This window comes from Curtobacterium sp. MCSS17_011 (genome assembly GCF_003224275.1).
Taxonomy (GTDB): Bacteria; Actinomycetota; Actinomycetes; order Actinomycetales; family Microbacteriaceae; genus Curtobacterium.
In genome coordinates this window covers 293,645-317,692 of the sequence record NZ_QKLE01000001.1, presented here as the reverse complement: position 1 = coordinate 317,692, position 24,048 = coordinate 293,645, and the positions used below count along the sequence as shown (strand labels likewise).

The following is a 24,048-nucleotide window of genomic DNA, read 5'->3' as shown; positions in this document are numbered from 1 at the left end:
AGATGTGTATAAGAGACAGCGTGCGGTCCGTGGCGGAGGCGGGCGCGCCTCCCGTCCGTCAGCGACGCGAGCGGCGCGCGGACAGGCCCTGCGAGACGAACTGGACCCCACCGATGACCATCAGGATCATCAGTGCGGGCAGGACGACGAGCGCGGGGTTGGTCTGCAGGTAGTTCTGGCCGTCGGCGATGAGTCCACCGAGGCTGGGAGTCGGCGGCTGGATGCCGAGGCCGATGAAGGACAGCGAGGACTCGATCGTGATCACGGTGCCGACCTCGAACGCGGCGAGGATCGCGATCTGCGGCAGCACGTTCGGCAGCAGGTGGCGGCTGATGACCCACCACCCGGACCCGCCGGCCGCGGTGACGGCCGTGACGAACTCGCGCTCCCGCAGGGACACGGCGATCGACCGGGAGACACGGCCGTAGCCGACCCAGTTCGTCAGCCCGAGCATCACCACCAGCAGGGTGGTGCTCGAGCCGAGTGCGGCGACCAGCACGATGAGGAGCAGGACGACGGGGATCGAGAGCTGCACGTCCGCGACGCCCATCAGGAACGCGTCGAGACGACCGCGGCGCCAGCCTGCGACCAGCCCGATCGCCAGGCCGAGCACCATGGAGATGAGCACGGCGCCGAACGACACGACGAGCGAGGTGCGAGTCGCCACCGCCAGCCGGCTGAGGAGGTCACGACCCAGTGCGTCGGTGCCCATCAGGTGTGCGCCGCTCGTGAACGGCGTCTGCTGCGCACTCGCGAGGTCCTGCGAGTACGGATTGAAACCGGGGAGGAACGGCACCACGATCACGACCAGCGCGACGATGGCGAGCATGACGGTCGCGACGACGAGCGAGGGTGCTGCGCCGACGAGTCCGGCGGTGAGCGACCGCGCCTGGGTGCGGGTTCTGAGCCGGGTCGTTACCTGGGTCATGAGAGCCTCACTCGGGGGTCGAGCACCGCGTAGAGCATGTCGACGATGAAGTTGATGGCGACGAAGAGCATCGCGATGAGCACGACACCGGCCTGCACGATCGGGTAGTCCCGTTCGGTGACGCCCTGCACGATCAGGCGTCCGAGACCGGGCCAGTTGAAGACCATCTCGAGCACCACCGTGCCGCCCATCAGCACACCGAGGTTGATGCCGGCGATCGTGATGACCGGGAGGAGCGCGTTCGGGAGCATGTGCCGCACCACGATCCGGCCGCGGGAGACACCCTTCGCACGGGCGGTCCGGACGTAGTCGAGGGCCCGGGACTCGTCGAAGGAGGACGAGATGAGCCGGAGGTACAGGGCCACTTCGAAGGTCGCCATCGTCGCGACGGGGAGCACGAAGCTCGCGTAGCTCGTGCGGCCGATCGCCGGCAGGAGCCCCAGCGAGACCGAGAAGACGAGCACCAGGAGGATGCCGAACAGGTAGGGCGGGATCGCCTGCCGCACCGTCGCGAGCCACATCAGGGTCGAGCGGAGCCGCTTGCTCCCGGTGGTCTCGGCGACCACCGCGAGCGCCACGGCGAGCGCGAAGCCGATCACGAACGACGTCAGGGCGAGCTCGACGGTGTTCGGGAGTCGCTCGAGGACGAGGCCGAGCGCGGACTGCCCTTGACGGATCGAGTCACCGAGGTCGCCGCGGAACGCACCGGCCATGAAGTCGACGTACTGCACGAGCAGCGGTCGGTCGAGGCCGAGGCTGTGCCGGGCGGCCTCGACGTCGGCTTGGGTCGCCTGGTCGGGCAGCATGAGCCGGACCGGGTCGCCGGTCAGTCGGGCGAGCACGAAGGCGAACGTCAACACGGCGAGGACCGTGACGACGATCCGCGTGACGCGGGAGCCGATGAACCGCACCATGGGACGGTCCTTCCTTCTGGGCGTGTGCCGAGGTGATCCCCTCGGTGTGCAGGTGACGCTATGTGCCGATTGATTCCGCACCGTGACCTGTCGGTAACGCTTGATTGCGCGCCGCGGATCCGCATGAACACGCGGTTCCGCGGGGTTTCCGCCGACCGCGCCTGCCGTGCGGGGCGGCGCGCGCGGTCGCTCGGCTCAGTGCGAGGGCGTCTGTGTGTTGAGCATCGCGGGCACGTCCTCGTGCTTCGCCCACAGCGCCACCCGGTCGCCGCGGTAGTGGCCGTAGGCCAGCATGCCGACGCGACCGTCTGCGCCGCGCACGAGTGTCTCGCGCACCAGGATCGCGGCACCGACGGCGACCTTCAGGACCTTCGCGGTGCGCTCGTCGCAGTTCACGGCCTCCACCGTCGCCTCGACGTGGGACAGTGCGACCTGGCGCATCGCGTTGATCCGGGCGTCCCGGTCGTCGTCGTCCACGAGCAGGGTCGGCGCGTCCAGGGGGTAGTACCCGACGAGCACGCCGAGTGGTTCGCCGCCGCGGGTGACGAGGTCCTCCCGCATGAGCACGGAGTCGTCGTCGATCTCCAACCGGCTGCGGATGTGTTCGTCGGCCAGCACCGTCGCGCGCTCGAGCTCGGTCAGTTCGAGGGACACCGAGGGTCGGTCCGGGTCCTCCTCTGCACGGGTCCAGCCGCCGATCGGCAGGAGCTCCAACAACGGCAGCTCGGAGATCGACGCGGCGACGCTCGTCCCGACGCGCTGCCGGCGTTCGATGAGGCCTTCTGCGCCGAGCATCGACAGTGCTGAGCGGATGCTGGTGCGGCTCATCATCATCGACATGATGAGGTTCTGCTCCTCGAGCGGTCTCCCGGCGGAGAGCACGCCACGGCGGATGCTCGCTCGGAGGAGCACGTGGGCCCGCCGAGGGGAGGACTGCAGGAGTTCCCGGATACGTTGACCGCTCCCGCTCCGGGCACGGGCGATGGCCTCGGTGAGTTCCGTGTGCGTGTCCATGTCGCGTCTCCAGTCCGAAGCCGATGGTGGCAGCGCCGCCGTCGGTGTGGTCGACCCTATGGACGACGCGTGTCGGCCAACTGCAGCGCGTGTTACGTGTTGATTTCGCTTGTTGCGCGGTTCGTCGGACGTCGGACACGCCCGACGTTGGCGGTCCGGCCCCGGGTCGGCCAGGGTGGGCACGTGACCGCCCTGTCGACGACCACGCCCCCTCGGCTCGCTCCGCTGTACGCCGCGGGGTTCGTGACCGCCTTCGGGGCGAACGGTATCGCCGCGGCGGTCGGCGGCGAGCACCTCGAACTCGGCCTGACGCTCGCGTGGCTGGGGCTCTTCCTGGCGCTCTACGACGTCGCCGAACTCGTCCTCAAGCCGGTCTTCGGTGCACTGTCCGACCGCATCGGCCCGCGACCGGTGATCGTCGGCGGACTCATCGTGTTCGCGGCAGCTTCGCTCATCGGCGTCTTCGGAACCGGCCCGTTCTGGCTCGGGCTCGCCCGTCTGCTGCAGGGTGCCGGCGCCTCCGCGTTCTCGCCGGCATCTTCCGCCGCGGTCGCCCGTCTCGTGCCGGCGCAGCGTCGCGGGACGTACTTCGGTCGGTACGGCTCGTGGAAGGGTCTCGGCTACGCCGGAGGACCGGTCATCGGTGCACTCGTGGTGCAGTTCGGCAGCACGCAGTGGCTCTTCGGGATCCTCGTCGTGATGGCCCTCGTGACGGCGGTGGCGGTGTTCGTCGCAGTCGAGCCGATCGTGCCCCTGCCCCGGCAGCGGGCCACGCTCGCCGTGATGGTCCGAGCGGCCACGGACCGCCAGTTCCTGATCCCGGTCGTCGTCCTGGCCGTCGGCAGCGCTGCGATCGGCGCGCTGACCGGGATGCTCCCGGCGCTCGGCACCGACGTCGGCATCCCGCTCCTGGTGTCGACGCTCGCGGTCGCCGTCCTCGCGGTGACGTCGTCGCTCGTGCAGCCCGTCGCCGGGCGGCTGCACGACGCCGGGCGCCTCGGTACCGGGGTGGCGGGTGTGGCCGGGACGGCCGCGGTGGCCGCTGCGTTCCTGGTGGTCGCCGTCGCGCCGTCCGCGGTGGCGGTCTTCATCGCGGCCCTGCTCGCCGGGGCGGGTGTCGCCACGCTGACGCCCGTCGCGTTCGCGCACCTCGCCGGGACGACTCCGCCGGACCGGCTCGGGCGGACCATGGGCTCTGCGGAGCTCGGGCGCGAGACCGGGGACGCCGTCGGACCGCTCGTCGTCGGTGGTGTCGGCAGCGCGATCGGGCTGCCGTTCGGGTTCGCGGCCTTCGCGGTGGTGGCGCTGGTCGGGACGCTCGTGGCATCGCGGTTGCCGTCGGAGACTGCTCCACAGCAGGACGCGTAGGCGGCCGTCGGTCAACCGCCCGCTTCGGCCTCGAGCGCTTCCTCGAGTCGTCGGAGCGCCGTCGGTCCGACTCCGTGCAGGCGCGCGAGTTCGTCGACACCCACCCGGCGGACGTCGGCGAGCGTGTTGACCCCGGCAGAGCGGAGCGCCCTCGTCGCCGGCGCTCCGATGCGCGGAAGATCGGTTGCGTCCATCCGCCAACCGTACGTGTCGGCGGTAGCGTGGCAACCGAGCCGACCACGCTGGCCGGACCGACGAGGGGGGCACCATGAGGATCCTCAGCACCGTGACGCGAGGCCTGGGCTCGTTGCTGACGACGGTCGCGAAGACGCTGGGCGGGATGCGGGGCGCGAAGCCGTACACCGATTCCCACGCGGCGCAGGTCCCGCCACGTCGCGAGGACTACCGCCCCTAGGCAGCGAGACCGTGGTCCCACCCCGTCACCGTAAGATCGTCGAGCCGCAGCCGGCGGAACGACGGGGGAGCACCTGATGGCACAGCAGACCGAACGCTGCACGCGACCCCGTGTCGTCACGATCGCCGTGGCGCTCTGGTGGGCGTCCGTCATCATCAGCCTCGTGGCCGCGGCGCCCGGCATCGTCGTCTCGCTGCGTGAAGCCGGCGGCGGGATCATCGGAGCGTCGCTCGGGCTCGTCCTCGTCCTCGCCTGGTCGGCACTGTTCTTGTGGCTGGCGACGCGGATGGGACGAGGCTCCGGGAGCGCGCGACTCTGGCTCGCGATCATTGCCGCTCTGACTGCCTGCAGCGCTGTGATCACGATCGCCACCGACGGCGTGGACTGGAGCCTCGTCGACGCCGTCTGCATCGTCGTCGCCGCGGTGCTCAGCTACCTGCCCAGCGCCCGGCCGTTCTTCCCGCGCGAGGAACGACGCCCGCGAGCAGCGGAACCCCGCACCATCGGGTGGGACCCGACGACGGGCGAACGCATCGTCGAGACGCCCCCGTCGGGCGACCGCGCGCACTGACGCGAACCCGGGGAACAGCCGGAGAACGCGCGTTCCCCATTGTGGGGGTACCGCCGGACCCGGCCAGATGGTTCGATTCAGAGGTCGGCATCCCCCGGGTGCCGAGCAGCCACGGACCGTCTTGCGTCGCAGTGAAGGTGGTCGCCGCTGGTTACGGTGACCACGAGGTGCCGTCGAGTCGATTCGGGTTCGACACGGCGGCGCCTCCCTCACACCGGCGGACCGTCCGACCAGGAAGCAGCACCATGCGATCGCTCGTGTACACCAGCACCCAGACCCGTCCGATCACGGACTCCGAGCTCGCCCAGATCCTGGCGGTGGGCCGTGAGAAGAACACTCGGCTGGGCGTCACCGGCATGCTCGCGCACCGGGACGACAACTGCATCGGGATCATCGAGGGCGAGGACGACGTCGTCCGTGAGCGCTTCGACCAGGTCCAGGCCGACCCGCGGCACACGAACGTCCAGGTGTTGCTGGACGAGCCCATCACCCGGCGCTCGTTCCCGGACTGGTCGATGGCGTTCCAGTCCCTCGACCCGCTGGTGCAGGACGTGCCGGGGTTCAGTGACCTGTTCAGCGCCGGCCGCCCCACCGACCCGGCATTCGGTGCGCCCCGCGCCCGCGCACTGCTGGACTGGTTCCGGAAGCACCCGCTGGCTCCGCTGACGAACCAGAATGCCGACGACGAAGCGGTGCCACGCACCCGGGCGATCAACGGCGCGATCGCGGTCATCCACGACGGGGGACTGTCACGCTTCTCGCTCGAGGCCGTCGCGACCCGATCGGGCATGCGTCAGTCCGAGATCCTCGAGCTCTTCCCGTCCGAGCCCGCGCTGCTCGCTGCCGCGGTGATGCGGTGGACCCGCGCGGTGTCGGCGCCGCTGTTGCCCCTGGCCGACGAGAAGGGCACGGTGGCGTTCCTGCACGCGCTGCTCTCCGCCCACGCCGAGGACCCGGCCCTGATGCGGCTGATCGCCGCCACGCTCGCGATCTCGACCGACCCGTCGACGGACGGTGCCGACTACTACCGGTCGGCGTACCTGCAGTTCCGCGAGACCGTCCGCACCGCGTTGCGGGAGGACATCCGGGCCGGCCGCGAGCCGGCGACGATGGACCCGATCCGCGGTGCGCAGCAGCTGCTCGCCCTCTACGACGGCATCCGCCTGCAGGCGCTGCTGACGCCGGACACCGACGTCGTCGACGCGTTCGACCGTGCCGCCGCCCGGATGCGCCGCGGCTGGTCGGAGCAGTACGAGGAGACCACCGTCTGGGACATCTCCGCGCCTGCTGGCGGCTGACCCTCCGCGCACCATCCCGTCATCGAGCACGGCGTCGCGGATGCACAGCCGGTCCCGCTGCCGCGCCCGCGATCAGCGCCCGGTGCTCAGAGCTGGAGGTCCAGGGCGAGGAACCCCGCACCGCCGAGGAACAGCGGCACGATGATCCCGAACAGGGTCAGCGTCGCCCCGATCAGGATCGCTGCGAACGCGATGCCGTCGCCTCGCTCACCGGTCAGTCGCACATCGCGCCGCGCGATGAACCCGACGACGAGACCGCCGATCGGTGCCACGAACGCGAGGGCGATCGCGACGACCGCGAGCAGGCTGAGGGGCGTGATCGCCACGGCTGGCGACGCGGGGGACCCGGCGGCGCTCGGCGCGGATCGTTCGGGAGCGAGGTCGGTCACGTCGACCAGCCTAGGGTCGACGAGGATCCCTCCGCGCCCCCCTGGTCGAGGCTCACGCCGGTGGCTGCACCGCCCCCGCGACGTAGCGGACGAGTGCGCTCCGCCGACGGTCGTGCTCGGCGGGGGAGTCCTCAGCAGTCGCGACCGCGGTGATGGAGCCCTGCGCCCAGGTTGCCGCGCTGGCGATGAGCAGCGCCCAGAGGTCGACCGGCTCGAGGTCGTAGCGCACCCGTCCGGCGCGCTGTTCGGCCGCGATCTCCCGCAGGTGCTGCTCGTCGTGCTCCTCGAACCCCGGGTACAGGTACCCGGCGCCGTCCTGCTCGAGGCGCTTCCACATGAGCAGTCGCACGAGCGCCGGGTCGGCCAGGTAGTCGTCGTACAACCGTGCCGTGTACCCGGGCAGGTCGGCGGCGTCGAACGGCACGCGGTCGCCGTTGCCGAGGACGTGGGCGCGGAAGACGGCGTCGAAGAGCGTGCTCTTCCCGCCGAAGTACGTGTAGATCATCGGCTTGCTCATGCCGGAACGCGCGGCGATGCGGTCGACTCGCGCGCCCGCGATGCCGTGCGCCGCGAACTCCGTGGTCGCCGCGTCGAGGATGCGGGCGCGGGTGTCGTCTGCGGTGCTCACGCCACCGATCCTACGTGGCTACCAACTAGTAGGTAGTATCGGGCTCATGCTCACCACCGCACTCGTGTCCGACGCGCTCCACGATCCCCTCCACCCGATCCCGCTCCTCCGCCGCGACCTCCGTCCCGATGACGTCGACGTCCGCGTGACGTTCTGCGGGGTCTGCCACAGCGACCTGCACGCCCTCGCCGCGCCGCCGGAGCAGGGCGGGACGTTCCCGATCGTGCCGGGCCACGAGTTCGTCGGCGAGGTCGTGGCCGTCGGCACGGCGGTCACCGACTTCCGCGCCGGGGACCCGGTCGCGGTCGGCAACATCGTCGATTCGTGCGGCACCTGCGCGATGTGCCGTCGGGGGCAGGAGAACTTCTGCGGCGAGTTCCCGACGCTGACGTACGCGGGGCGGGACCGCGTCGACGGCTCCGTCACGGCCGGCGCCTGGGCCGGCCGGTACGTCGTGCGGGACCGGTTCGTGTACCACCGTCCGGCCGCGCTGGACCCGGCGTCCGTGGCACCCCTGATGTGCGCCGGCATCACGGTCTGGGAACCGATGCGTTCCGTCGGGGTCGGCCCGGGGACCCGCGTCGGTGTGGTCGGGATCGGTGGCCTGGGGCACCTCGCGGTCCGGCTCGCGCGAGCGCTCGGTGCCGAGGTCACCGCGTTCACGACGACGCCGGCCAAGGCCGCGGACGCCGAGCGGCTCGGGGCCGACCACGTCGTGGTGTCGACCGACGCGGCGGCGATGCAGGCCGCACGCGGTTCCCTCGACGTCGTCCTCGACACCGTCGCCGTCGAGCACGACCTGGGCTCGTACCTCGGGGTGCTCGACCTCGACGGCACGCTCTTCAGCCTCGGACACCTCGGCCCCGTGACGATCGCGACGACCGATCTGCTGATCGGGCGCAAGCGCCTCGCGTCAGCGGGCAGCGGCGGCCACCGCTGGACGCAGGACCTGCTCGACTTCTGCGGCGAGCACGGCATCGTCGCGGACGTCGAGGTCCTGCCCGCCGCCGACGTCGCCACGGCCGTCGAGCGCCTCGCGCGCGGTGACGTGCGCTACCGCTTCGTGCTCGACCTGCGTGCCCTCGACGTGCCCGAGCCGGCCTGACCTCGGGTGGCGAGCGGACGCTTGGGTCTCCGCCACGGACGGACGGGAGGCCCGGTGCCAGCTGGCACCGGGCCTCCCGTCCGTCCTGGGGTCGCGTCTCAGACGCGCACGGCGCGTTCGTCCGGGACGCAGTGCGTCATCATCAGGCCCTCGACGTCGCGGGACCCGTTGTGCCCGAGGTTCGCCAGGCGGGCGAGCTCGTCGTCGCTGAGCGTCTGGGACTGCAGCGGGGGCAGGTCCCGCACCTCGTCGAGGGTGATGCCGAGGCCATCGCCGACGCGACGCCCCAGGTCGTCCTCGACCATGTAGAAGTGCCAGAGCATGCGCTCCTGCACCGGACGGGCCGCCTGCGAGATGAGGTCGACGAAGTTCGCGACGAGGTCGTCGCGCTCCCAGTCCTGCAGGAGCAGGTACCGCTGACCGGCCTGGGTGTAGTCGTTCGTCCGGGGGATGCGCTTGCGGGTGAGGCGCCCGACGATCTCCGGCCCCTGGTCGTCGTGGGTCGGGTACTCCGCCTCGCGCAGGCCTCCGGTGATCGACGGCTCGTAGTTGACGTGCGGGTTCTCGCCGCCGTGGTCCTGGTGGTACGCCATCTGTCCGTCGCGCTGGTTGGTCGCGACGGCGCCGTTCTTCGGGGCGTTCACCGGCAGCTGCAGGTAGTTCGGGCCGACGCGGTAGCGCTGCGTGTCCGAGTACGAGAACGTGCGGCCGACGAGCATCTTGTCGTCGGAGAAGTCCAGGCCGTCGACGAGCACGCCGGTGCCGAAGGAGAGCTGCTCGTTCTCGGCGAAGTGGTTCGTGACGTTGCGGTTCAGGACCATCTTTCCGACGGGCTTCGGCGGGAACTCGTTCTCCGGCCACACCTTCGTGTCGTCGAGCGGGTCGAAGTCGAGCTCCGGGTGCTCGTGGTCGTCCATGAGCTGCACGCGGAGCTCCCACTCGGGGTACTCACCACGCTCGATCGCCTCGTACAGGTCCTTCGACGCGTGCCCGAGGTCGCCGGCCTGCACGGCGGCGGCGTCCGCCTCGGTCATCGAGGACACGCCCACCGACGGGATCCAGTGGTACTTGACGAGCTTGGTGTCGCCGTCGGCGTTCACCCACTTGTAGGTGTTCACGCCGAAGCCCTGCTGGGTGCGGTAGTTCGCCGGGATGCCGCGCGGGCTGAACAGGTTGACGAGCATGTGCATCGACTCGGGGGTCTGCGACATGAAGTCGAAGATGCGAGCGGGCTCCTGGCGGAAGGTCACGGGATCGGGCTTGAGGGAGTGGATGACGTCGGGGAACTTGATGGCGTCGCGGATGAAGAAGACACCGAGGTTGTTGCCGACGAGGTCCCAGTTGCCGTCCTCTGTGTAGAACTTCACGGCGAAGCCGCGCGGGTCGCGGGCGGCCTCGGAGGAGTCACGGCCGCCGATCACGGTGGAGAACCGGATCGCCAGGTCGGTGCGCTTGCCCGGCTCCTGGAACAGCTTCGCGCGGGTGTACTGCGCGATGGGTTCGTCACCCCACGTGCCGGTGGCCTCGAAGTACCCGAACGCGACGGCACCGCGGGCGTGCACGACCCGCTCCGGGATCCGTTCGCGGTCGAAGTGGCTGATCTTCTCGAGGAACTGGTAGTTCTCGAGCGTCGCCGGGCCACGGGCCCCGACGGTGCGCTGGTTCTGGTTGTCGTAGACGGGGTGGCCCTGGCGGTTCGTCAGGATGCGGCGGTCGTCGCCCTCGGCGGGCGGTTGGCTGGAGACGTCGGTCACGGGTCTCGTCCTCTCTGCGGTCGCGGTCGGCTCGGGTTCCCGACCGAGTGTGGACCGGGACGCGGGCACGCCCTCTCAGCGGCGTCGAGGACGCGGACGAGGACCGCTCGCTGGTGCGGTCGCCGCTGACGACCCGCCAGTACTTCGCCGCTGACGACCCGTCAGTACGAGGTGCGACCGGTGGCTGCTGCGCCGAGCACCGCGGCCGCACCGTGCGCCAGCAGGGTCCCGTCGGTCACCACGGCGACGCGGTCGAAGCCGAGTGCGCGGAGCCGTTCGGCGCGGGCCAGGTCACCCGCGAAGGCGCCGGTGTGCTTGCCGGCGCGGCGGGCTGCGGCGACGATCGCGGGGAGCGGGTCCGTGGCTCGGTCGGCCTCGAGCAGCTCGTGCAGTTCCATGCCGAGCCCGATCGACAGGTCGAAGGGACCGACGAACACCGCCGTGACGCCCGGGACCGCCAGGATCTGCTCGGCGGTACGGAGGCCCTGGGGTGTCTCGAGCATCACCCACACCTCGGGGTCGGCAGCGGCGGCGGACGGTGCCACGCCGCCCCAGAGTCCGGCCATCGGCCCCCAGCTCCGTCGGCCGCGCGGCGGGTAGTGGGCGGCACGGACGGCACGCTCGGCCTGCTCGACCGTCTCGATCATCGGGACGATCACGACGTCGGCGCCGAGGTCGAGCGCACGGCCGATCGCCGCGTCCGAGTTCTCGGCGACCCGAATGGCCACGGGGACCTGCGGTGCGACAGCGGCGAGCGCCGGCATCGTCGCCAGGAGCGTGGCGTCGTCGAAGGCGCCGTGCTGGGCGTCGAGCCCGAGCCAGGCGAACCCGTTCTGCGCGATCTGCGCCGTGGTGCGCGGTTCGCCGAGCGTGCACCACACGCCGGCGGCGCGGCCGTCTCCGAGTGCTGCCACCGTCGTCCTCCGTCTGCCCGCCGCTGCGGTCTCGTGTCCGACCGCGTCCGTGCCGGTCAGGCTACCGCGAGCGGAGCGGGCATCCGGGCGGCCGTGGTGCTTGACTCGGGACATCGGGCGACGATGCCGGGGAGGCTCACATGTGTCGGTGGCTGGGGTACGTGGGGGATCCGATCGAGCCGCGAGAGCTCGTCTACGACACCGAGCGCTCGCTCATCGACCAGAGCCGTTTCCACTCGCCGGCGACCCCCGCGCCGAACGGTGACGGAACGGGGCTGGGTTGGTACGGACGGCACGACCGGCCGACGCTCTTCCGGAGCGCCGCACCCGCATGGGGGGACGAGAACCTCCGCGAACTCGCGTCCGAGGTGTCGAGCGGGCTGTTCCTGGCGCACGTCCGGGCGGCGACCGGTACCCCGATCCAGGAGACGAACAGTCACCCGTTCCGGTACGGCAACCGCCTGTTCGTGCACAACGGCTTCATCAGGGACTTCGCCGTGGTGCGTCGACAGCTGCTCGCCGCGGTCCGCGACGACCTGTTCCCGTGCATCCTCGGCTCCACCGACTCCGAGCTCATGTTCCATCTCGCGCTGACCTTCGGCCTCGAGGATGACCCTGTCGGTGGGCTGGAACGCATGGCGGGGTTCGTGGAGTCGGTCGCGAGTGCGGCCGGCATCGATGGGGCCCTGCAGATGACGATCGGGCTCACCGATGGGGAGACGCTGACTGCCGTCCGCTACGCGAGCGCGGGGACCGCGAACTCGCTCTTCGTCAGCTCGGAGGTCGGATCGGTCAGGCAGCTGTACCCGGAGGTGGAACGACTGGCGCACATGCCCGAGAACGCGAGGGTGGTCGTCTCCGAGCCGTTGGTCGCGCTCCCGGGACTCTGGCGTGAGATCCCCGCCGGCACGGCGGTGACGATCGGCACCGAGTCCGTCGAGGTGCCGTTCCGTCCCGTTCCACCCCGGTGAGAACCGTGACGCTCACCGTGCCCGCTCTTGCGACGTGTTCTGCTTCCGGGAGTTCAGCAGCGGCGCCAGGAACCGTGCGTGCGGGTCGGCGTCCACGAGGACGCCCTTGACGAGGAGCGTGCACGGCACGGCGAGGACGGAACCGATCGGACCGAGGACCCATGCCCAGAACACCAGGGAGACCACCGTCGCGGACATGCTGATCCCGACGACGTCGCCGACGACCTTCGCGGGGACGATCGTGGTGACGACGGAGTTCAGTACGACGTACACGACCACGATCGCGACCGCGAGTTCGGGTCCGCTGTCGAGGAGCGCGATCAGCGCCGGCGGCACCAGGCCGATGACGAAACCGACGTAGGGGATGAAGTTGCAGGCGGCTGCGAGCACGCCCCACAGGACGGGGTACGGCACGCCGAGTGCACCGAGCAGGACGGCATCGAGCGTCCCGACCACGACGGCCAGCGCGGCGGTGACCGCGAAGTACCGTCGGGTGAGCCGGGCGGAGTTCGTCAGGGCAGCCGCGATCGCCGGCCGAGCACGTCGGATGCCCGCGAGCCGCTGGTCGACCTGGGTCGCTTCTATCGACAGGAACAGGAGCAGTCCGAGGAAGAAGACGACCGTCGCCCCCGTGCTGACGAGCGACGGCGCGACCGAGGCGGACCACCGCAGCAGCCGGTCCGGTGTGACGACGTCGGTGAGTGTGTGGGACTGTGCGTCGGTCAGACCGGCTTCCGTCAGCACACTGTGCACTCGGAGGACCAGCGTCTCGAGGTCGGAGCGGTAGGTGCGGACGACCGTGGTGAGCCGCACGGCCGCGAAGGCGACGACGGCCACGAGCGCCACGATCATCCCGAGCCCCGTGACGAAGGCGGCGAGGATCCCGAGCGCCGCGGGTGCGCCGCGTGCCCCGAGCCGACGAGACAGCGGACGGGTCAGGACGACGATCACCAGTGCGAGCAGGCACGGCGCGACCAGCCACGAGAGGGCCTTGACCCCGGCGACGCCCAGGACGACCCCGGCGACGACGGCGAACGACGTCGTCGCGGTCCGGCGTTCCCCGTGGTCGGTCATCGTCGTCGGTGCGGGGTGTCCTCGCCGCCGACGGCGATCGTCTCGTAGCGCGGCGGGAGCCAGACGAGGATCCCCTCGAAGAGCTGGGCCGCGGAGAACAGCACGAGGAACACCGCGCTCGAGGCCGTCGCGGCACCCACACCGATGACCGGGTAGGAGACCAGCGCGATGGCGATGCAGATGCAGAGGACCGCGGCGATGAGCGTCAACCCCCTCGCGACCGAGAACGTGGAGCCGGTGAGGACGACGGCTGCCTCGAGGACCCAGGCCACCGCGATCAGCGTGACCCATGCGGTGAGCTGACCGGGCGGGTGCACGACGGCGACGACACCGGCGACGAGGACGAGTGCGCCGAGGACCCCGTGGATGACGCGACGGGCCAGGGCCATCCCGTCGCCGACCTGCGCCCGGCCGATGCGGAGCAGGCCAGACAGCACCATGTACGAGCCGAGCAGGTGCACCTCGGCGTCGAGCGCAGCGGGTGGGCGGGTGAGGATCAGGATCGCGATGATGAACCCGGCGATCCCGGTGATCACGAGCACCATGCCCTGCCGTGCCCGTCGCGGGGCGGGGCCACCCCGCGCTCGGGCTCCTGCGCCGACGCGTTCCTCGCCTGTCCTCGCCATGTCCGTGCCTCCCACCCGTGCGGAGCGGCGTTGCTCCTTGACGGGGTTCGTACACCGCTTCGCCCGGTCGGGTTCGCTCTCATGCGTGCGCATCGAAGGTGGACGACTCCTCAGGTTCGGGTGTAGGCCTGTCCACAACACGGACTTCGAGCGCGGTCTTGCACCGCCAGCACCACCAGCACCACCAGCACCAGTCGGGACCTCCAGGGAAGGTCGGGCGGACATGAGTGTCGACAGTGAGGTCGACGGAGGACCGGAGTCGTCGTCGCCGGTCAGCAACAGGCTCCGCGCGGCGCTCGGCGTGGTCGGGGGCGTCGGGATCGTCGCCGGACTGGCTGCGCTGGTCCTGCCGCACGCGACGCTCTTCGCGGTCTCGTGGGTGTTCGGCATCTACCTGGTCGTCTCCGGGGCGGCGATGGGGGTCCGCGCGCTGACGGCGTCACCGAGGGTGTGGTGGCGGCTCGTCGGGCTGGTCGCGCTGGGACTGCTCGTCGTCGCCGGGGGCATCGTCGCGATCGTCGTCCCGCCGATCGGGGTGCGCTGGGTGGCGTTGCTCATCGGGTTCGCCTGGGTCCTCGAAGGCATCGCGATGATCTACTCGCCGTCGCAGGGGCATCGGGCACTGACCACGGCTCTCGCCGTCCTGAGCGTGCTGAGCGGGATCCTCGTGATCAACCTGCCGTACCTCGGTGCGCTGCTCACGGTCGCCGCCGTGGGGAGCGTGCTCATCGTCTTCGGGATCGTGCAGCTGACCGCCGCGTTCAGCTGGAGCCGTTCCGCCTCCACCGCACCCGGAGCGACCGTGCCAGCCGATCGGTAGCCGGTCGACCGACTCCGAGCGACCACGAGGGAGTGAACCAGATGGCATTGCAGGAGCAGCAGGCATCCGTCACGAGTGAGGACCGCTCACTTTCGGTCGTCGCACTCGCGGCCATGGTGGTCGGTTCGATGGTCGGGGCGGGGGTGTTCTCGCTCCCGCGCAACTTCGCCACGGGAGCCGGCGTCATCGCGACCGTCATCGCGTGGGTGGTGGCGGGGGTCGGGATGCTGATGCTCGTCTTCGTGTTCCAAGCACTCTCGACGCACCGGCCCGACCTCGACGCCGGCATCTTCGCCTACGCGAAGGCCGGTTTCGGCAACTACCTGGGCTTCTTCTCGGCGTTCGGGTACTGGGCGAGCGCCTGTGTGGGCAACGTCACGTACTGGGTGCTGATCGGTTCCACCCTCGGCTCGGTGCTGCCCGCGTTCGGTGAAGGGGACACGCTGCTGTCCGTCGTGGTGACGTCGGCGATGCTCTGGGCGTTCCACTTGTTCGTGCTGCGAGGGACGAAGAACGCCGCGGCGTTGAACACGATCGTCACCATCGCGAAGCTCGTCCCGATCCTGCTGTTCCTGGTCGTCGGGGCGATCGTCGGCACGCACTGGGACATGTTCCAGCTCAACCTCTGGGGAGGTGCGGAACCGAGTGCGGGTGAGCTGTTCAGCCAGGTGCGTTCGACGATGCTCATCACGGTGTTCGTCTTCCTCGGCGTCGAGGGGGCCACCGTCTACTCCCGGTACGCACGACGGCGAGAGGACATCGGGCGGGCGACGCTCAGCGGGTTCCTCGGGGTCCTCGCCGTCTTCGCACTCGTCACGTTGGTCTCGTTCGCCGCGCTGCCAGCCGCCGAGCTGCGGGGGCTGCGGCAACCGTCGATGGCCGGCGTCTTCGGCGAGATCGTCGGTCCGTGGGGAGCCGTCCTGATCAACGTCGGACTCGTCGTCTCGGTCCTCGGTGCGTACCTCGCCTGGACCCTGATGTCGAGCGAGGTGCTGTTCCAGGCGGCCCGGCAGGAGGACGCGCCCCGGTTCCTGACCCGCGTGAACCGGCACGGCACGCCGTGGATGGCGCTGCTGTTCACCAGCGGACTCATCCAGGTCTTCCTGGTGATCACGATGTTCTCGGACGACGCGCTCACGTCCATGCTCGAGCTCTGCAGCTCGCTGTCGCTGATCCCGTACTTCCTGTCGGCCCTGTACGCCGTGCAGTTCGGGATACCACGTTGGTCGCGGCGCGCCCACGGTGGAACCGAACCCGCCGGAGCCGTCGGCGGCCTCACCCGGAAGCAGCTCGTCGCGGCCGTCGTCGCGGCCGTCTACACCGTGTTCCTCGTCGTGGCGGCCGGCCCGCAGTACCTGCTCCTGTCGTTCTTGATCTACGCACCCGCGACGATCCTCTACGTGATCGCGCGCCGGGAGCGCACGCTCCGCGTGTTCACGACCGCCGAGCGGGTCCTCTGCGTCCTGTCGGTGGTCGGCGCGGTCGCGGCGATCGTCGGACTCGGCACCGGCTCCATCACACTCTGAGAAGGGAACTCCCATGACCACGGAGAACACCACCACCGGCGACGAGACGTCCGCCGCCCCCGCGTTCGGCGCGTTCTCCGAGGTGGGGAGGCTGCGGAGAGTCCTGGTGTGCGAACCCGGGCTGGCACACGGGCGACTGACCCCGAGCAACAACGACGCGCTGCTCTTCGACGACGTCCTGTGGGTGGAGAACGCACAGGAGGACCACCGTGCTTTCGTCCGCGACCTCGAGGGGCAGGGCGTCGAGGTGCTGGAACTCCACCGTGTCCTCGCGGAGACCCTCGGCGTCCCGGGAGCCCGGGACTGGCTCCTCGAGCGGAAGATCACCCCGAACGAGGTCGGTCCGCTCCTCGTCGACGCCACGATGAAGCACCTCGGCGGGTACACCGACAAGGGGCTGGCCGAGGTGCTCATCGGCGGACTCAACGTGGAAGACCTCGATCCGGACGGCCGTCCCGACTACCTGCGCCTGCACGGGAGCGCCTCGGCGGCGGACTACCTCATGCCGCCGCTGCCGAACATGCTCTACACCCGTGACACCACGTGCTGGATCAACGGGGCCTTGACGCTCAACCCCCTGTACTGGCCCGCTCGCCACGACGAGACGCTGCTCATGAAAGCGATCTACTCGTTCCACCCGGCCTTCGCTCCGGCGCTCGACCAGGTGGTGTGGGGCGACCCCGAGCAGGACTGGGGGCTCGCCACCTTCGAGGGTGGCGACGTGCTGCCGGTCGGCAACGGAGTCGTCCTGATCGGTATGAGCGAACGGACGTCACGGCAGGCGATCACCCAGGTCGCCGCCGCGCTGTTCGACCGGGGCGAGGCTGAACGGGTGATCGTCGCCGGGATGCCGAAACTCCGGGCGGCGATGCACCTCGACACGGTCCTCACCTTCGCGGACGTCGACGTCGTGACCGTGTACCGGCAGATCGTCGATCACATCAAGCCGTTCACGCTGTTGCCCGGCCGGATGGGGTCGGTGCACGTCGTGGAGGAGACCGCACCGTTCCTCGACGTGGTCGCTGCCGCCCTGCACATCGACGGCCTCCGCGTCGTGGACACCGGCGGCGACGAGTACGCCGCCGAACGGCAGCAGTGGGACAGCGCGAACAACGTCGTCGCACTCGAACCGGGTGTGGTCTACGCCTACGACCGGAACACGCTGACCAACGACCTGCTCTCGAGAGCCGGCGTCGAGGTCCGCACCATCCGCGGAGCCGAGCTCGGACGCGGCCGAGGCGGTGGCCACTGCATGACGTGTCCGCTCCTGCGCGACCCGTTGCCCGCATGAGCGCTCCGGGGTCCGGCACCGTACCCGGCCGGGCCCGCTCCTGGCTCTCCTTCGGAGCGAGTGTGGTCGCCGTGCTCGCCGTCGGCACCCTCGCCGGCTGGATCGGGTCGCGGAGCGAGGCGAGGACCGAACAGGCGGGGGCCGGCCGCATGACCAGCGCAGCGGTCTGCAACGCAGCCGACGTCGCTCGACGGGTGCTCCGGAGCGTCGTGACCATCGAGGTCAGCTCCGCGAGCGGCGAGGGCTCCGGCAGCGGCGAGGTCATCGACCCGTCCGGGATCGTGCTGACGAACGACCACGTCATCGCGGAGGGAAGCGGTGGCCGCATCACGGTGCGCCTCGACGACGGGACGGAACTCCCCGCCGAGATCGTCGGTCGTGATCCGCGGACCGACCTCGCGGTCCTGCGCACCGAACCGGACCGCCGGCTGCACGCGCTCGACTGGGGGGACTCGAACCGGCTCGTCGCCGGTGAACCCGTTGTCGCACTCGGTGCTCCGCTGGGGCTGTCGGGATCGGTCACCACGGGTGTCGTCAGCGCACTCGGGCGCAGTGTCCCGGTGCCGACGGCGGACGGAACCGGCACCACGGTGTTGACCGGTGCGATCCAGACGGACGCGTCGATCAACCCCGGCAACTCCGGGGGCGCCCTGGTGGATTGCGACGGGCGCCTCGTCGGCATCAACACGGCCATAGCGACCGTCCCGACCACGAACGGCGAGGGCAGCGGCAGCATCGGCATCGGCTTCGCCGTCCCGGCAGCCGTGGCCAGGCCGATCGCCGAGGCGCTCCGCGCGGACGGCGAGGTCGCCCACCCGACGCTCGGGATGCAGACGCTGCCGGTGGTCGTCCGACAGCAGACCGGTGTCGTCGAACCGGGCCTGCAGGTCACCGAGGTGACCACGCGCGGCCCGGCCGACCGTGCGGGCATCGCCGTCGGGGACGTGATCACCGCCATCGAGGGCGTCGACGCACTCCGTCCGGAGACGGTGACCTTCCTGGAGGCGACCAACGTGAGCGGAGACCGGTTCGCCGTCACCTTCGTCCGGGACGGCCGAGAGCGCACCACGACCGTGACCCTCCGGGCTGCGACGACGCGGTGAAGGACGCCCGCGGAGCACACCGAGAAGGAAGGAGAGAGTGATGGCAGAACGAGGAGGCAACCGGATCGTCGTCGGTTTCGACGGCTCCGACGCATCCGTCGGAGCACTGGACGCCGCGTTGACGATGGCGAACCGGCTCGGGGCATCGGTGGACGTCGTGACGACGTGGCGGTGGCCGACGAGCTGGAGTGCGCCGCCGGCCGGTTCGAGCTGGTCGCCGTTGCACGATGCCGAGGAGATCCGTGCGCACGCGGAGGAGCAGATCGGGCAGGAACGGCTGGACGCCGGGACGGTCACGACCCGCAGCGTCGAAGGTGGCGCCGCCCAGGTCCTGGTCGAGTCGGCGGCCGGCGCGGCCCTCCTCGTGGTCGGCAGTCGGGGTCGGGGAGGGTTCCGCGGGCTGCTCCTCGGTTCGGTGAGCACGGCCTGCATGCAGCACGCCCCCTGCCCGGTCATGATCCACCGGAATCCGACGCGGCCCGTCACCGGGTCGGGGACCATCGTGGTCGGGGTCGACGGGTCGGGGGAGTCCTGGAAGGCGCTCCGGTTCGCACTGACCGTGGCCGGACGCCTTGGCTCCTCCGTCCGCGCCGTCACGAGCTGGGAGTGGCCGACGGCGCTGAACCGTGACGAGCCCCCGTTCGACCACTGGTCACCGGACGGGGACGCGAAGGCCACGGCGGCGAGGGCGCTCGACGTCGCGGCGGACCTGGTGGGCGACGACGTCCAGGTCACCAGCGAAACGGCCGAGGGCCCCGCGGCGGAGGTCCTCATCGAAGCCGGTCGCGACGCAGCGTTCCTCGTGCTCGGCAACCGCGGGCTCGGAGGGTTCCGCGGGCTGCTCATCGGCTCGGTCAGCCAGGAGTGCGCGCAGCACGCCACCTGCCCGGTCGTCGTCCACCGAGCGTGAGTCCGGACGATGCACACCGCCGTCCGCTGGGAGCAACAGGGACCGAAGTCGTGGGTGGCGCGCGACCACGAAGCCAGCCTGGGGCTCGTGCTGCACGTCCGTGAACGGTTCCTGGCGTTCGACCAGGACGACCGGCCACTCGGGAGCGCACCGTCGCTGGCCGCGGCCCAACAGCTCGTCGCCGGCGCCGTCCGCGCGAGCGCCCGGGCCCGGCGGGACACCGTCGCGGTGGTGCTGTCGGTGCTCGCGGCACTGACCGTCGGGGGAGCGGCCGTCGTGCTCGCCGCCCGCGCCCTGATCTGAGCGGCGATCGTCGGCGGCGAGGCGCACCGGCGCGCTCACGCCGGGCGCACCGGTACCGTTGCGTCCGTGAACGACGACCCCGATGCCGCCATCGCCCAGCACGTCCACGACGCCTGGGACGGTTCCCTGCGCCTGGTGCACATCACGATCTCGGACGAGGACGGTGACGCCTACCCCGGGCAGGACGTCGACCGGTGGGTGATCGACGTCCGCGTCCCGATCACCGACGACGACGAGACCGAGGCGGTCTCCGTCGCCGAGGTCACCGCGTTCACGAGCCGTGCACCGGAGTCGCTCGAGGCGCTGGTGCTCGGCTACCAGGTCTCCGACGTCGCCGGGTCCTTCGCGTCCGCCGTCGCCGCGCAGGACGCGACGGGGGAGACGTTCTTCTCGCTGCAGTCCCACGCCGCCGAGATGCTCGGCAAGCCCGACCTGCTCGCCGTCGACCGGCTCACGGTCCGTCCCGCTCACCGGGGGCTGCCCGGTCTGGTGCCGGCGATCGTCGACGCCGTCCGCCACGGACCGGCTGGGCGCACCGCCTCGTGGGTGCTCGCGGACCCGACGGTGTGGGACGTCCCGTTCGGTGAGGACGACCGCTCGGCCGGGGCGTTCGTGCAGTGGGCCGACACGGCGGTGCTCACCTCGATGAACGCCGCGCCGGACGACCTGGAACGCCTGTCGCTCGTGCCGCCGACCGGGGGCATCGTGATGGGCTCACGGTCGGACGAGGTGCACCTCGGCGACGCGATCGACCACGCGATGACGCAGCCGGCCATCGCGGTGCCGTTCGACCTGCCGCCGAAACTCCCCGCCAGCATCTGGGCCGCCGCGCCCGAGGACGTCCACGGCGTACACCCGGACGAGACCACCGGGTCGATCACCGTCGAGACCCACGACGAACAGCTCGAGGTCGTCGGGTCACCGGGGACCGCACCGCAGCTCGTCGGGATCTCGGCCTCGGCCGACGCGCCGACCCAGGAGTGGCTCCGCACCGTGCACCAGCGCTGGTGGCAGTACGAGCCGGACCTGCACGCCCGCATCCACGACGTCATCGACGAGTACCTGTCCACCGGTCACATCGAGTCGGCGTCCGACGAGCTCGCCGGGCACCTGCACGCCCCCGACCTGCCCCCGTACCGGACGGAGTGGCCGGGCACCGGCACCGTCCTGCTCGAGGAGCTCGGCGAGGATACCGAACCCATCGTCTTCGACGCCGTGCTCGAAGACGGCACCCGGCACGAGCACATCGGCGTGGTCGTCGTGCACGAGTCCGGACACGTCCGTGCGTTCCTGCACGACGAGTGGGAGCCCGGGTTCCCGGCCGCCGAGGCCGCCGTCGCACACCTCATCAGCCTGGGTGCCGGCGAGTTCTTCGCGGACGCCCTGCACGACGAGCTGTCAGCGGGTGTCGAGCACGCGATCCTGACGGGTGACGTCCGCGGCCACTGACGGCCCGGCGGAACCGGCAGACGGCCCGGAGCACTCGGCACACCCGGATCCGTCAGCCCAGCCGGACCCGCCGGTTCAGACCGGGCGGTAGATCGCGATCGGCGGGGTGTCGTCGTCGCCCGCGTCGTGCGCATCGCCCGTCGCGAGCCAGGTGCGACCCTCGTGTTCGATCGTGGTCGGCAGGTCGCCGTGCACCAGGATCCGGATCGCGGGGGCATCGCCGTCGACCAGGTCGACGCCGTGGGCCTCGGACCCGCCGGGATTGTCGTGCACGTAGCTCATGGTCTGATCGAACTCCGTCCGCCTGTCGGACGGCCCGCGCCGCGCCGGACACGCCCGGAACCTTCACCGGAACCGGTGATGCCGCCCGTCATCGGGTAGAGTCATCTCCGCACGGCCAGCACGGCAGTGCGATGCGGATGTGGCGCAGTGGTAGCGCATCACCTTGCCAAGGTGAGGGTCGCGAGTTCGAATCTCGTCATCCGCTCGGGTCTGACACGACCAAGAACACGAGAACGAAGCACGAAGCACGAAGCACCAAGCACGAAGCACCACCGGAACCCCCGACCGCTCACCAGAGCGGCGGGGGTTTCGTCGTATCGGGGTGGGGGCCCAGCGGGCGCAGGCTTCGGGTTCCCGCGCCCACCGGGCGCGGAGGCGACCCTGCCCCCACTGGTACGCACCGGGTGGGTGGCCCGGAGCAGTTCCGAGGATGTATCCGGAGCCGTCCCCCGTTCGGGTGGGAGACGGATCCAGGGTTGCGGAAACCCGCAAGAAGCCCGCACGACCCGCCGATCGGGCCTTGTGCTACTCGATGCCGTCCGGTACGGAAGCCGACATCGTGCGTGCGCCGGGCATCCCCACCCACCGCCGGGCTCCGGACTCGACGACCGTGACGAGCACCGTGTCGCACCCGCGGCAGCGCGCCACCGACCCCATCGCGGTGCGGTAGACCGTGGTCTGCCCGAGCACCCCGAGCGAACCGCACCCGGCGCAGCGCAGGGTGACACCGGTCGGCTCCGGACCGAGGCTGTCGGCCAACGTCCCCGCCAGCGCGTTGCCGTCCACGACGACCATCAGTTGCCCCCGAACCGTTCTGCGCGCACGTCGCTCGTGTCGTGCCCGAGCTCGGTGAACCAGCGCAGCACCTGCTCGACGAACGGCGTCGACCCGCACACGTAGACCAGGGCACCCGCGTCCGGCGGGAACACCGCGGCAGCGAGCGCGTCCCGCGTCAGCCGGCCGGCCGGCACGGACGAGCCTGGAGGCGCGGTGCGGCTGTACACGTGGGTCACCTCGAGCGGTGCCCGGCTCGCGAGCGCCTGGTCGAGTTCCGAACGGAAGAACACGTCGTCCGGTGTGCGGACGGCCGCGAGGAGCCGGAAGGGCGCTGGGTCGTCCGCCTCGGCGTGGGCGGTCACCATCGCGACGAGCGGCACGATGCCGGAGCCGCCGGCGACGAGCTGGACCGGACGGCTGGACTCGCCCGGCCGCCAGACGAACCAGCCACCCAGGGGTCCGTGGACCTCGAGCGCGTCGCCGACCTCGACGGCGTCGACGAGGAACGGCGAGACCTCGCCGCCGTCCACCCGGTCGACCGCGAGCACGACGTCGGTCGCGGGGCCGGCCGAGGCGATGGAGTACGAGCGCTGTGCCTGGTAGCCGTCCTCGGCGGTCAGCCGCAGGTCCAGGTGCTGCCCGGGGTCGTTGCCCGGCCAGGTGGGGACGTCGAGGACGATCCGGCGCGCGTTCGTCGTCTCGCGGTCGACGGACGCGACGGTGGCGGCGTGCCAGGCCGGCCGCCTGCGCGTGGCGGGACGAGCGACGGGGGTGATCCGTGCCTCCAGGCCGGTGTCGGGGAGCGTCACCAGTACCGCTCTTCCTTCCACGGGTCGCCGTGCAGGTTGTAGCCCGCGTTCTCCCAGAAGCCGGGCTCGTCGTCGGACTGCATGACGATGCCGCGCACCCACTTGGCGCTCTTCCAGAAGTACAGGTGGGGGACCAGCAGGCGGGCGGGCCCGCCGTGCTCGGGCGTCAGGGGCTCGCCGTCGGCCTCGAACGCGATCCAGGACTTGCCGTCGAGCAGCTCGTCGAGCGGGACGTTGGTCGTGTAGCCGCCGTAGCTGTGCACCATGCAGTAGTCGAGTTCGGTATCGACGTCCTCGAACAGGCGGTCGAGCGGGACACCCCGCCAGGGCATGTCGAGCTTGGTCCAGTGCGTGACGCAGTGGATGTCGACGGTGACGTCCTCGACGCCGAGCGCGCGCACTTCGTCCCAGGTCCACTGGTGCAGGCCGGACTCGGTGCGGATCGAGAAGGCCCAGTCGGTCGGCTCGATGTCGGGCGTCGCGCCGGCGGACAGGACGGGCCAGTCGCGGACCAGGGTCTGACCGGGCGGGATGCGGGTGTCGTCGCGGCCGTCGCGGCGACCGCCGAACCCGCGGGTGAACGTGGCCATGGTCCTCCTCGGGGACGTCGGTGCGTTCCCGATCATGCCGTGTGCCGGGCGGTGCCGTGTAACGGGTTGGTAAACGTTCCACCCGTGCACGGAACGGTCGTCCCCGGGGGTGCATCCCCGCCGGTCCGCCGTTCTCGGCGCCCCCGGTCCCGACCCGACCGCCAGGAGCGGGCTTGGGGGATCAGCCGAGGACCTCTATCGTTCACCGGAACGATTACA

Annotated in this window: 27 protein-coding genes and 1 tRNA gene; 14 read left to right on the top strand and 14 right to left on the bottom strand. The window is 70.9% G+C overall.

The genetic code is table 11. The annotated features are described in order from the left end of the window. Positions 1–58: 58 nt before the first annotated feature. The 3 genes from DEJ17_RS01440 to DEJ17_RS01430 all read right to left on the bottom strand — a co-directional run bounded on the left by DEJ17_RS01440 (position 59) and on the right by DEJ17_RS01430 (position 2,856). Positions 59–928: an ABC transporter permease gene (locus tag DEJ17_RS01440; protein WP_110891721.1), complete on the bottom strand. Its 870-nt coding sequence runs from the start codon at positions 926–928 to the stop codon at positions 59–61. After that, positions 925–1,842 carry an ABC transporter permease gene (locus tag DEJ17_RS01435; protein WP_110891720.1) on the bottom strand — a complete coding sequence of 306 codons (918 nt, stop codon included), beginning with the start codon at positions 1,840–1,842 and terminating at the stop codon, positions 925–927. The genes DEJ17_RS01440 and DEJ17_RS01435 overlap by 4 nt, the downstream gene beginning before the upstream one ends. 195 nt (positions 1,843–2,037) lie before the next feature. Further along, positions 2,038–2,856 (bottom strand): GntR family transcriptional regulator, encoded by an 819-nt coding sequence (locus DEJ17_RS01430; RefSeq protein WP_110891719.1) that lies wholly within the window; start codon positions 2,854–2,856, stop codon positions 2,038–2,040. Positions 2,857–3,039: 183 nt separating this feature from the next. Here DEJ17_RS01430 and DEJ17_RS01425 point away from each other — a divergent pair, with 183 nt between their 5' ends. Next, complete coding sequence (locus DEJ17_RS01425; protein ID WP_181420980.1) at positions 3,040–4,224, top strand: MFS transporter; 1,185 nt, start codon at positions 3,040–3,042, stop codon at positions 4,222–4,224. An 11-nt stretch (positions 4,225–4,235) separates the two neighbouring features. Here the strand turns inward: DEJ17_RS01425 and DEJ17_RS01420 are convergent, their stop codons facing one another. Beyond that, complete coding sequence (locus tag DEJ17_RS01420; RefSeq protein ID WP_110891717.1) at positions 4,236–4,418, bottom strand: helix-hairpin-helix domain-containing protein; 183 nt, start codon at positions 4,416–4,418, stop codon at positions 4,236–4,238. A gap of 74 nt (positions 4,419–4,492) precedes the next feature. On the opposite strand from DEJ17_RS01420, the gene DEJ17_RS17635 reads away from it, so the two are divergent. From DEJ17_RS17635 to DEJ17_RS01410, 3 genes are all read left to right on the top strand, one after another. Further along, entirely contained in the window at positions 4,493–4,639 is a 147-nt protein-coding gene (locus tag DEJ17_RS17635) for a hypothetical protein (protein ID WP_181420979.1), read from the top strand. Positions 4,640–4,715: 76 nt separating this feature from the next. After that, entirely contained in the window at positions 4,716–5,210 is a 495-nt protein-coding gene (locus DEJ17_RS01415; RefSeq protein WP_110891716.1) for a hypothetical protein, read from the top strand. 245 nt (positions 5,211–5,455) lie between these two features. After that, the gene (locus DEJ17_RS01410; protein ID WP_110891715.1) at positions 5,456–6,508 is read left to right on the top strand and encodes a BLUF domain-containing protein; all 1,053 of its coding nucleotides are present in this window, start codon (positions 5,456–5,458) and stop codon (positions 6,506–6,508) included. An 86-nt stretch (positions 6,509–6,594) separates the two neighbouring features. Here DEJ17_RS01410 and DEJ17_RS01405 read toward each other — a convergent pair whose 3' ends face one another. Then, positions 6,595–6,897: a DUF4190 domain-containing protein gene (locus DEJ17_RS01405; RefSeq protein WP_110891714.1), complete on the bottom strand. Its 303-nt coding sequence runs from the start codon at positions 6,895–6,897 to the stop codon at positions 6,595–6,597. A 52-nt stretch (positions 6,898–6,949) separates the two neighbouring features. Further along, entirely contained in the window at positions 6,950–7,525 is a 576-nt protein-coding gene (locus DEJ17_RS01400) for a TetR family transcriptional regulator (RefSeq protein ID WP_110891713.1), read from the bottom strand. A 46-nt stretch (positions 7,526–7,571) separates the two neighbouring features. Here DEJ17_RS01400 and DEJ17_RS01395 point away from each other — a divergent pair, with 46 nt between their 5' ends. After that, positions 7,572–8,630, top strand: a complete 1,059-nt coding sequence (locus DEJ17_RS01395) for an NAD(P)-dependent alcohol dehydrogenase (protein ID WP_110891712.1) — start codon at positions 7,572–7,574, stop codon at positions 8,628–8,630. 98 nt (positions 8,631–8,728) lie between these two features. On the opposite strand, the gene DEJ17_RS01390 is transcribed toward DEJ17_RS01395, so the two are convergent. Further along, on the bottom strand, positions 8,729–10,384 hold the full coding sequence (locus DEJ17_RS01390) for a catalase (protein ID WP_110891711.1): 1,656 nt from the start codon (positions 10,382–10,384) through the stop codon (positions 8,729–8,731). 161 nt (positions 10,385–10,545) lie between these two features. Continuing rightward, complete coding sequence (locus DEJ17_RS01385; protein WP_181420978.1) at positions 10,546–11,298, bottom strand: HpcH/HpaI aldolase/citrate lyase family protein; 753 nt, start codon at positions 11,296–11,298, stop codon at positions 10,546–10,548. A 161-nt stretch (positions 11,299–11,459) separates the two neighbouring features. Between DEJ17_RS01385 and DEJ17_RS01380 the strand changes: the two genes are divergently transcribed. Beyond that, positions 11,460–12,269 carry a class II glutamine amidotransferase gene (locus DEJ17_RS01380; protein ID WP_220033595.1) on the top strand — a complete coding sequence of 270 codons (810 nt, stop codon included), beginning with the start codon at positions 11,460–11,462 and terminating at the stop codon, positions 12,267–12,269. 12 nt (positions 12,270–12,281) lie between these two features. On the opposite strand, the gene DEJ17_RS01375 is transcribed toward DEJ17_RS01380, so the two are convergent. Continuing rightward, positions 12,282–13,343, bottom strand: a complete 1,062-nt coding sequence (locus DEJ17_RS01375; RefSeq protein ID WP_181420977.1) for an AI-2E family transporter — start codon at positions 13,341–13,343, stop codon at positions 12,282–12,284. After that, on the bottom strand, positions 13,340–13,969 hold the full coding sequence (locus DEJ17_RS17630; RefSeq protein WP_181420976.1) for a DUF308 domain-containing protein: 630 nt from the start codon (positions 13,967–13,969) through the stop codon (positions 13,340–13,342). The genes DEJ17_RS01375 and DEJ17_RS17630 overlap by 4 nt, the downstream gene beginning before the upstream one ends. Positions 13,970–14,192: 223 nt before the next feature. Here DEJ17_RS17630 and DEJ17_RS17625 point away from each other — a divergent pair, with 223 nt between their 5' ends. The 7 genes from DEJ17_RS17625 (at position 14,193) to DEJ17_RS17480 (ending at position 21,371) form a co-directional block, all read left to right on the top strand. Further along, positions 14,193–14,789 (top strand): HdeD family acid-resistance protein, encoded by a 597-nt coding sequence (locus DEJ17_RS17625; RefSeq protein WP_181420975.1) that lies wholly within the window; start codon positions 14,193–14,195, stop codon positions 14,787–14,789. A gap of 41 nt (positions 14,790–14,830) precedes the next feature. Further along, positions 14,831–16,315 carry a basic amino acid/polyamine antiporter gene (locus DEJ17_RS01365; protein ID WP_110891748.1) on the top strand — a complete coding sequence of 495 codons (1,485 nt, stop codon included), beginning with the start codon at positions 14,831–14,833 and terminating at the stop codon, positions 16,313–16,315. Positions 16,316–16,328: 13 nt separating this feature from the next. Beyond that, on the top strand, positions 16,329–17,606 hold the full coding sequence (locus tag DEJ17_RS01360) for an arginine deiminase (protein ID WP_110891706.1): 1,278 nt from the start codon (positions 16,329–16,331) through the stop codon (positions 17,604–17,606). Continuing rightward, on the top strand, positions 17,603–18,709 hold the full coding sequence (locus tag DEJ17_RS01355; protein ID WP_110891705.1) for a S1C family serine protease: 1,107 nt from the start codon (positions 17,603–17,605) through the stop codon (positions 18,707–18,709). Before DEJ17_RS01360 ends, DEJ17_RS01355 begins: the two co-directional genes overlap by 4 nt. 40 nt (positions 18,710–18,749) lie before the next feature. Further along, a complete protein-coding gene (locus DEJ17_RS01350; RefSeq protein WP_110891704.1) occupies positions 18,750–19,619 on the top strand; it encodes a universal stress protein in 870 nt (289 codons plus the stop codon). A 9-nt stretch (positions 19,620–19,628) separates the two neighbouring features. Further along, on the top strand, positions 19,629–19,922 hold the full coding sequence (locus DEJ17_RS01345; protein ID WP_110891703.1) for a hypothetical protein: 294 nt from the start codon (positions 19,629–19,631) through the stop codon (positions 19,920–19,922). 66 nt (positions 19,923–19,988) lie between these two features. After that, positions 19,989–21,371, top strand: a complete 1,383-nt coding sequence (locus DEJ17_RS17480) for a hypothetical protein (RefSeq protein WP_146239578.1) — start codon at positions 19,989–19,991, stop codon at positions 21,369–21,371. A gap of 75 nt (positions 21,372–21,446) precedes the next feature. Here DEJ17_RS17480 and DEJ17_RS01335 read toward each other — a convergent pair whose 3' ends face one another. Next, positions 21,447–21,653 carry a hypothetical protein gene (locus DEJ17_RS01335; protein WP_110891702.1) on the bottom strand — a complete coding sequence of 69 codons (207 nt, stop codon included), beginning with the start codon at positions 21,651–21,653 and terminating at the stop codon, positions 21,447–21,449. 133 nt (positions 21,654–21,786) lie between these two features. Between DEJ17_RS01335 and DEJ17_RS01330 the strand changes: the two genes are divergently transcribed. Beyond that, positions 21,787–21,858 (top strand) — tRNA-Gly (locus tag DEJ17_RS01330). A gap of 320 nt (positions 21,859–22,178) precedes the next feature. On the opposite strand, the gene DEJ17_RS01325 is transcribed toward DEJ17_RS01330, so the two are convergent. Genes DEJ17_RS01325 through DEJ17_RS01315 form a run of 3 tightly spaced genes read right to left on the bottom strand, consistent with a single transcriptional unit; the run spans position 22,179 to position 23,829 of the window. After that, positions 22,179–22,448: a DUF6510 family protein gene (locus DEJ17_RS01325; protein ID WP_110891701.1), complete on the bottom strand. Its 270-nt coding sequence runs from the start codon at positions 22,446–22,448 to the stop codon at positions 22,179–22,181. After that, a complete protein-coding gene (locus DEJ17_RS01320) occupies positions 22,448–23,239 on the bottom strand; it encodes a ferredoxin reductase (RefSeq protein ID WP_110891700.1) in 792 nt (263 codons plus the stop codon). Before DEJ17_RS01320 ends, DEJ17_RS01325 begins: the two co-directional genes overlap by 1 nt. Then, entirely contained in the window at positions 23,236–23,829 is a 594-nt protein-coding gene (locus tag DEJ17_RS01315) for a molybdopterin-dependent oxidoreductase (RefSeq protein ID WP_110891699.1), read from the bottom strand. Before DEJ17_RS01315 ends, DEJ17_RS01320 begins: the two co-directional genes overlap by 4 nt. Positions 23,830–24,048 lie beyond the last annotated feature (219 nt).

What these genes read in the sequence shown, in the direction of transcription:
- DEJ17_RS01325 (WP_110891701.1), bottom strand. Translation starts at nt 22,448, where the DNA reads ATGGTCGTCGTGGACGGCAACGCGCTGGCGGGGACGTTGGCCGACAGC.
- DEJ17_RS01415 (WP_110891716.1), top strand. Translation starts at nt 4,716, where the DNA reads ATGGCACAGCAGACCGAACGCTGCACGCGACCCCGTGTCGTCACGATC.
- DEJ17_RS01430 (WP_110891719.1), bottom strand. Translation starts at nt 2,856, where the DNA reads ATGGACACGCACACGGAACTCACCGAGGCCATCGCCCGTGCCCGGAGC.
- DEJ17_RS17630 (WP_181420976.1), bottom strand. Translation starts at nt 13,969, where the DNA reads ATGGCGAGGACAGGCGAGGAACGCGTCGGCGCAGGAGCCCGAGCGCGG.
- DEJ17_RS01410 (WP_110891715.1), top strand. Translation starts at nt 5,456, where the DNA reads ATGCGATCGCTCGTGTACACCAGCACCCAGACCCGTCCGATCACGGAC.
- DEJ17_RS01335 (WP_110891702.1), bottom strand. Translation starts at nt 21,653, where the DNA reads ATGAGCTACGTGCACGACAATCCCGGCGGGTCCGAGGCCCACGGCGTC.
- DEJ17_RS01420 (WP_110891717.1), bottom strand. Translation starts at nt 4,418, where the DNA reads ATGGACGCAACCGATCTTCCGCGCATCGGAGCGCCGGCGACGAGGGCG.
- DEJ17_RS01375 (WP_181420977.1), bottom strand. Translation starts at nt 13,343, where the DNA reads ATGACCGACCACGGGGAACGCCGGACCGCGACGACGTCGTTCGCCGTC.
- DEJ17_RS01355 (WP_110891705.1), top strand. Translation starts at nt 17,603, where the DNA reads ATGAGCGCTCCGGGGTCCGGCACCGTACCCGGCCGGGCCCGCTCCTGG.
- DEJ17_RS01315 (WP_110891699.1), bottom strand. Translation starts at nt 23,829, where the DNA reads ATGGCCACGTTCACCCGCGGGTTCGGCGGTCGCCGCGACGGCCGCGAC.
- DEJ17_RS01360 (WP_110891706.1), top strand. Translation starts at nt 16,329, where the DNA reads ATGACCACGGAGAACACCACCACCGGCGACGAGACGTCCGCCGCCCCC.
- DEJ17_RS01395 (WP_110891712.1), top strand. Translation starts at nt 7,572, where the DNA reads ATGCTCACCACCGCACTCGTGTCCGACGCGCTCCACGATCCCCTCCAC.
- DEJ17_RS01435 (WP_110891720.1), bottom strand. Translation starts at nt 1,842, where the DNA reads ATGGTGCGGTTCATCGGCTCCCGCGTCACGCGGATCGTCGTCACGGTC.
- DEJ17_RS17635 (WP_181420979.1), top strand. Translation starts at nt 4,493, where the DNA reads ATGAGGATCCTCAGCACCGTGACGCGAGGCCTGGGCTCGTTGCTGACG.
- DEJ17_RS01440 (WP_110891721.1), bottom strand. Translation starts at nt 928, where the DNA reads ATGACCCAGGTAACGACCCGGCTCAGAACCCGCACCCAGGCGCGGTCG.
- DEJ17_RS01365 (WP_110891748.1), top strand. Translation starts at nt 14,831, where the DNA reads ATGGCATTGCAGGAGCAGCAGGCATCCGTCACGAGTGAGGACCGCTCA.
- DEJ17_RS01350 (WP_110891704.1), top strand. Translation starts at nt 18,750, where the DNA reads ATGGCAGAACGAGGAGGCAACCGGATCGTCGTCGGTTTCGACGGCTCC.
- DEJ17_RS01345 (WP_110891703.1), top strand. Translation starts at nt 19,629, where the DNA reads ATGCACACCGCCGTCCGCTGGGAGCAACAGGGACCGAAGTCGTGGGTG.
- DEJ17_RS17625 (WP_181420975.1), top strand. Translation starts at nt 14,193, where the DNA reads ATGAGTGTCGACAGTGAGGTCGACGGAGGACCGGAGTCGTCGTCGCCG.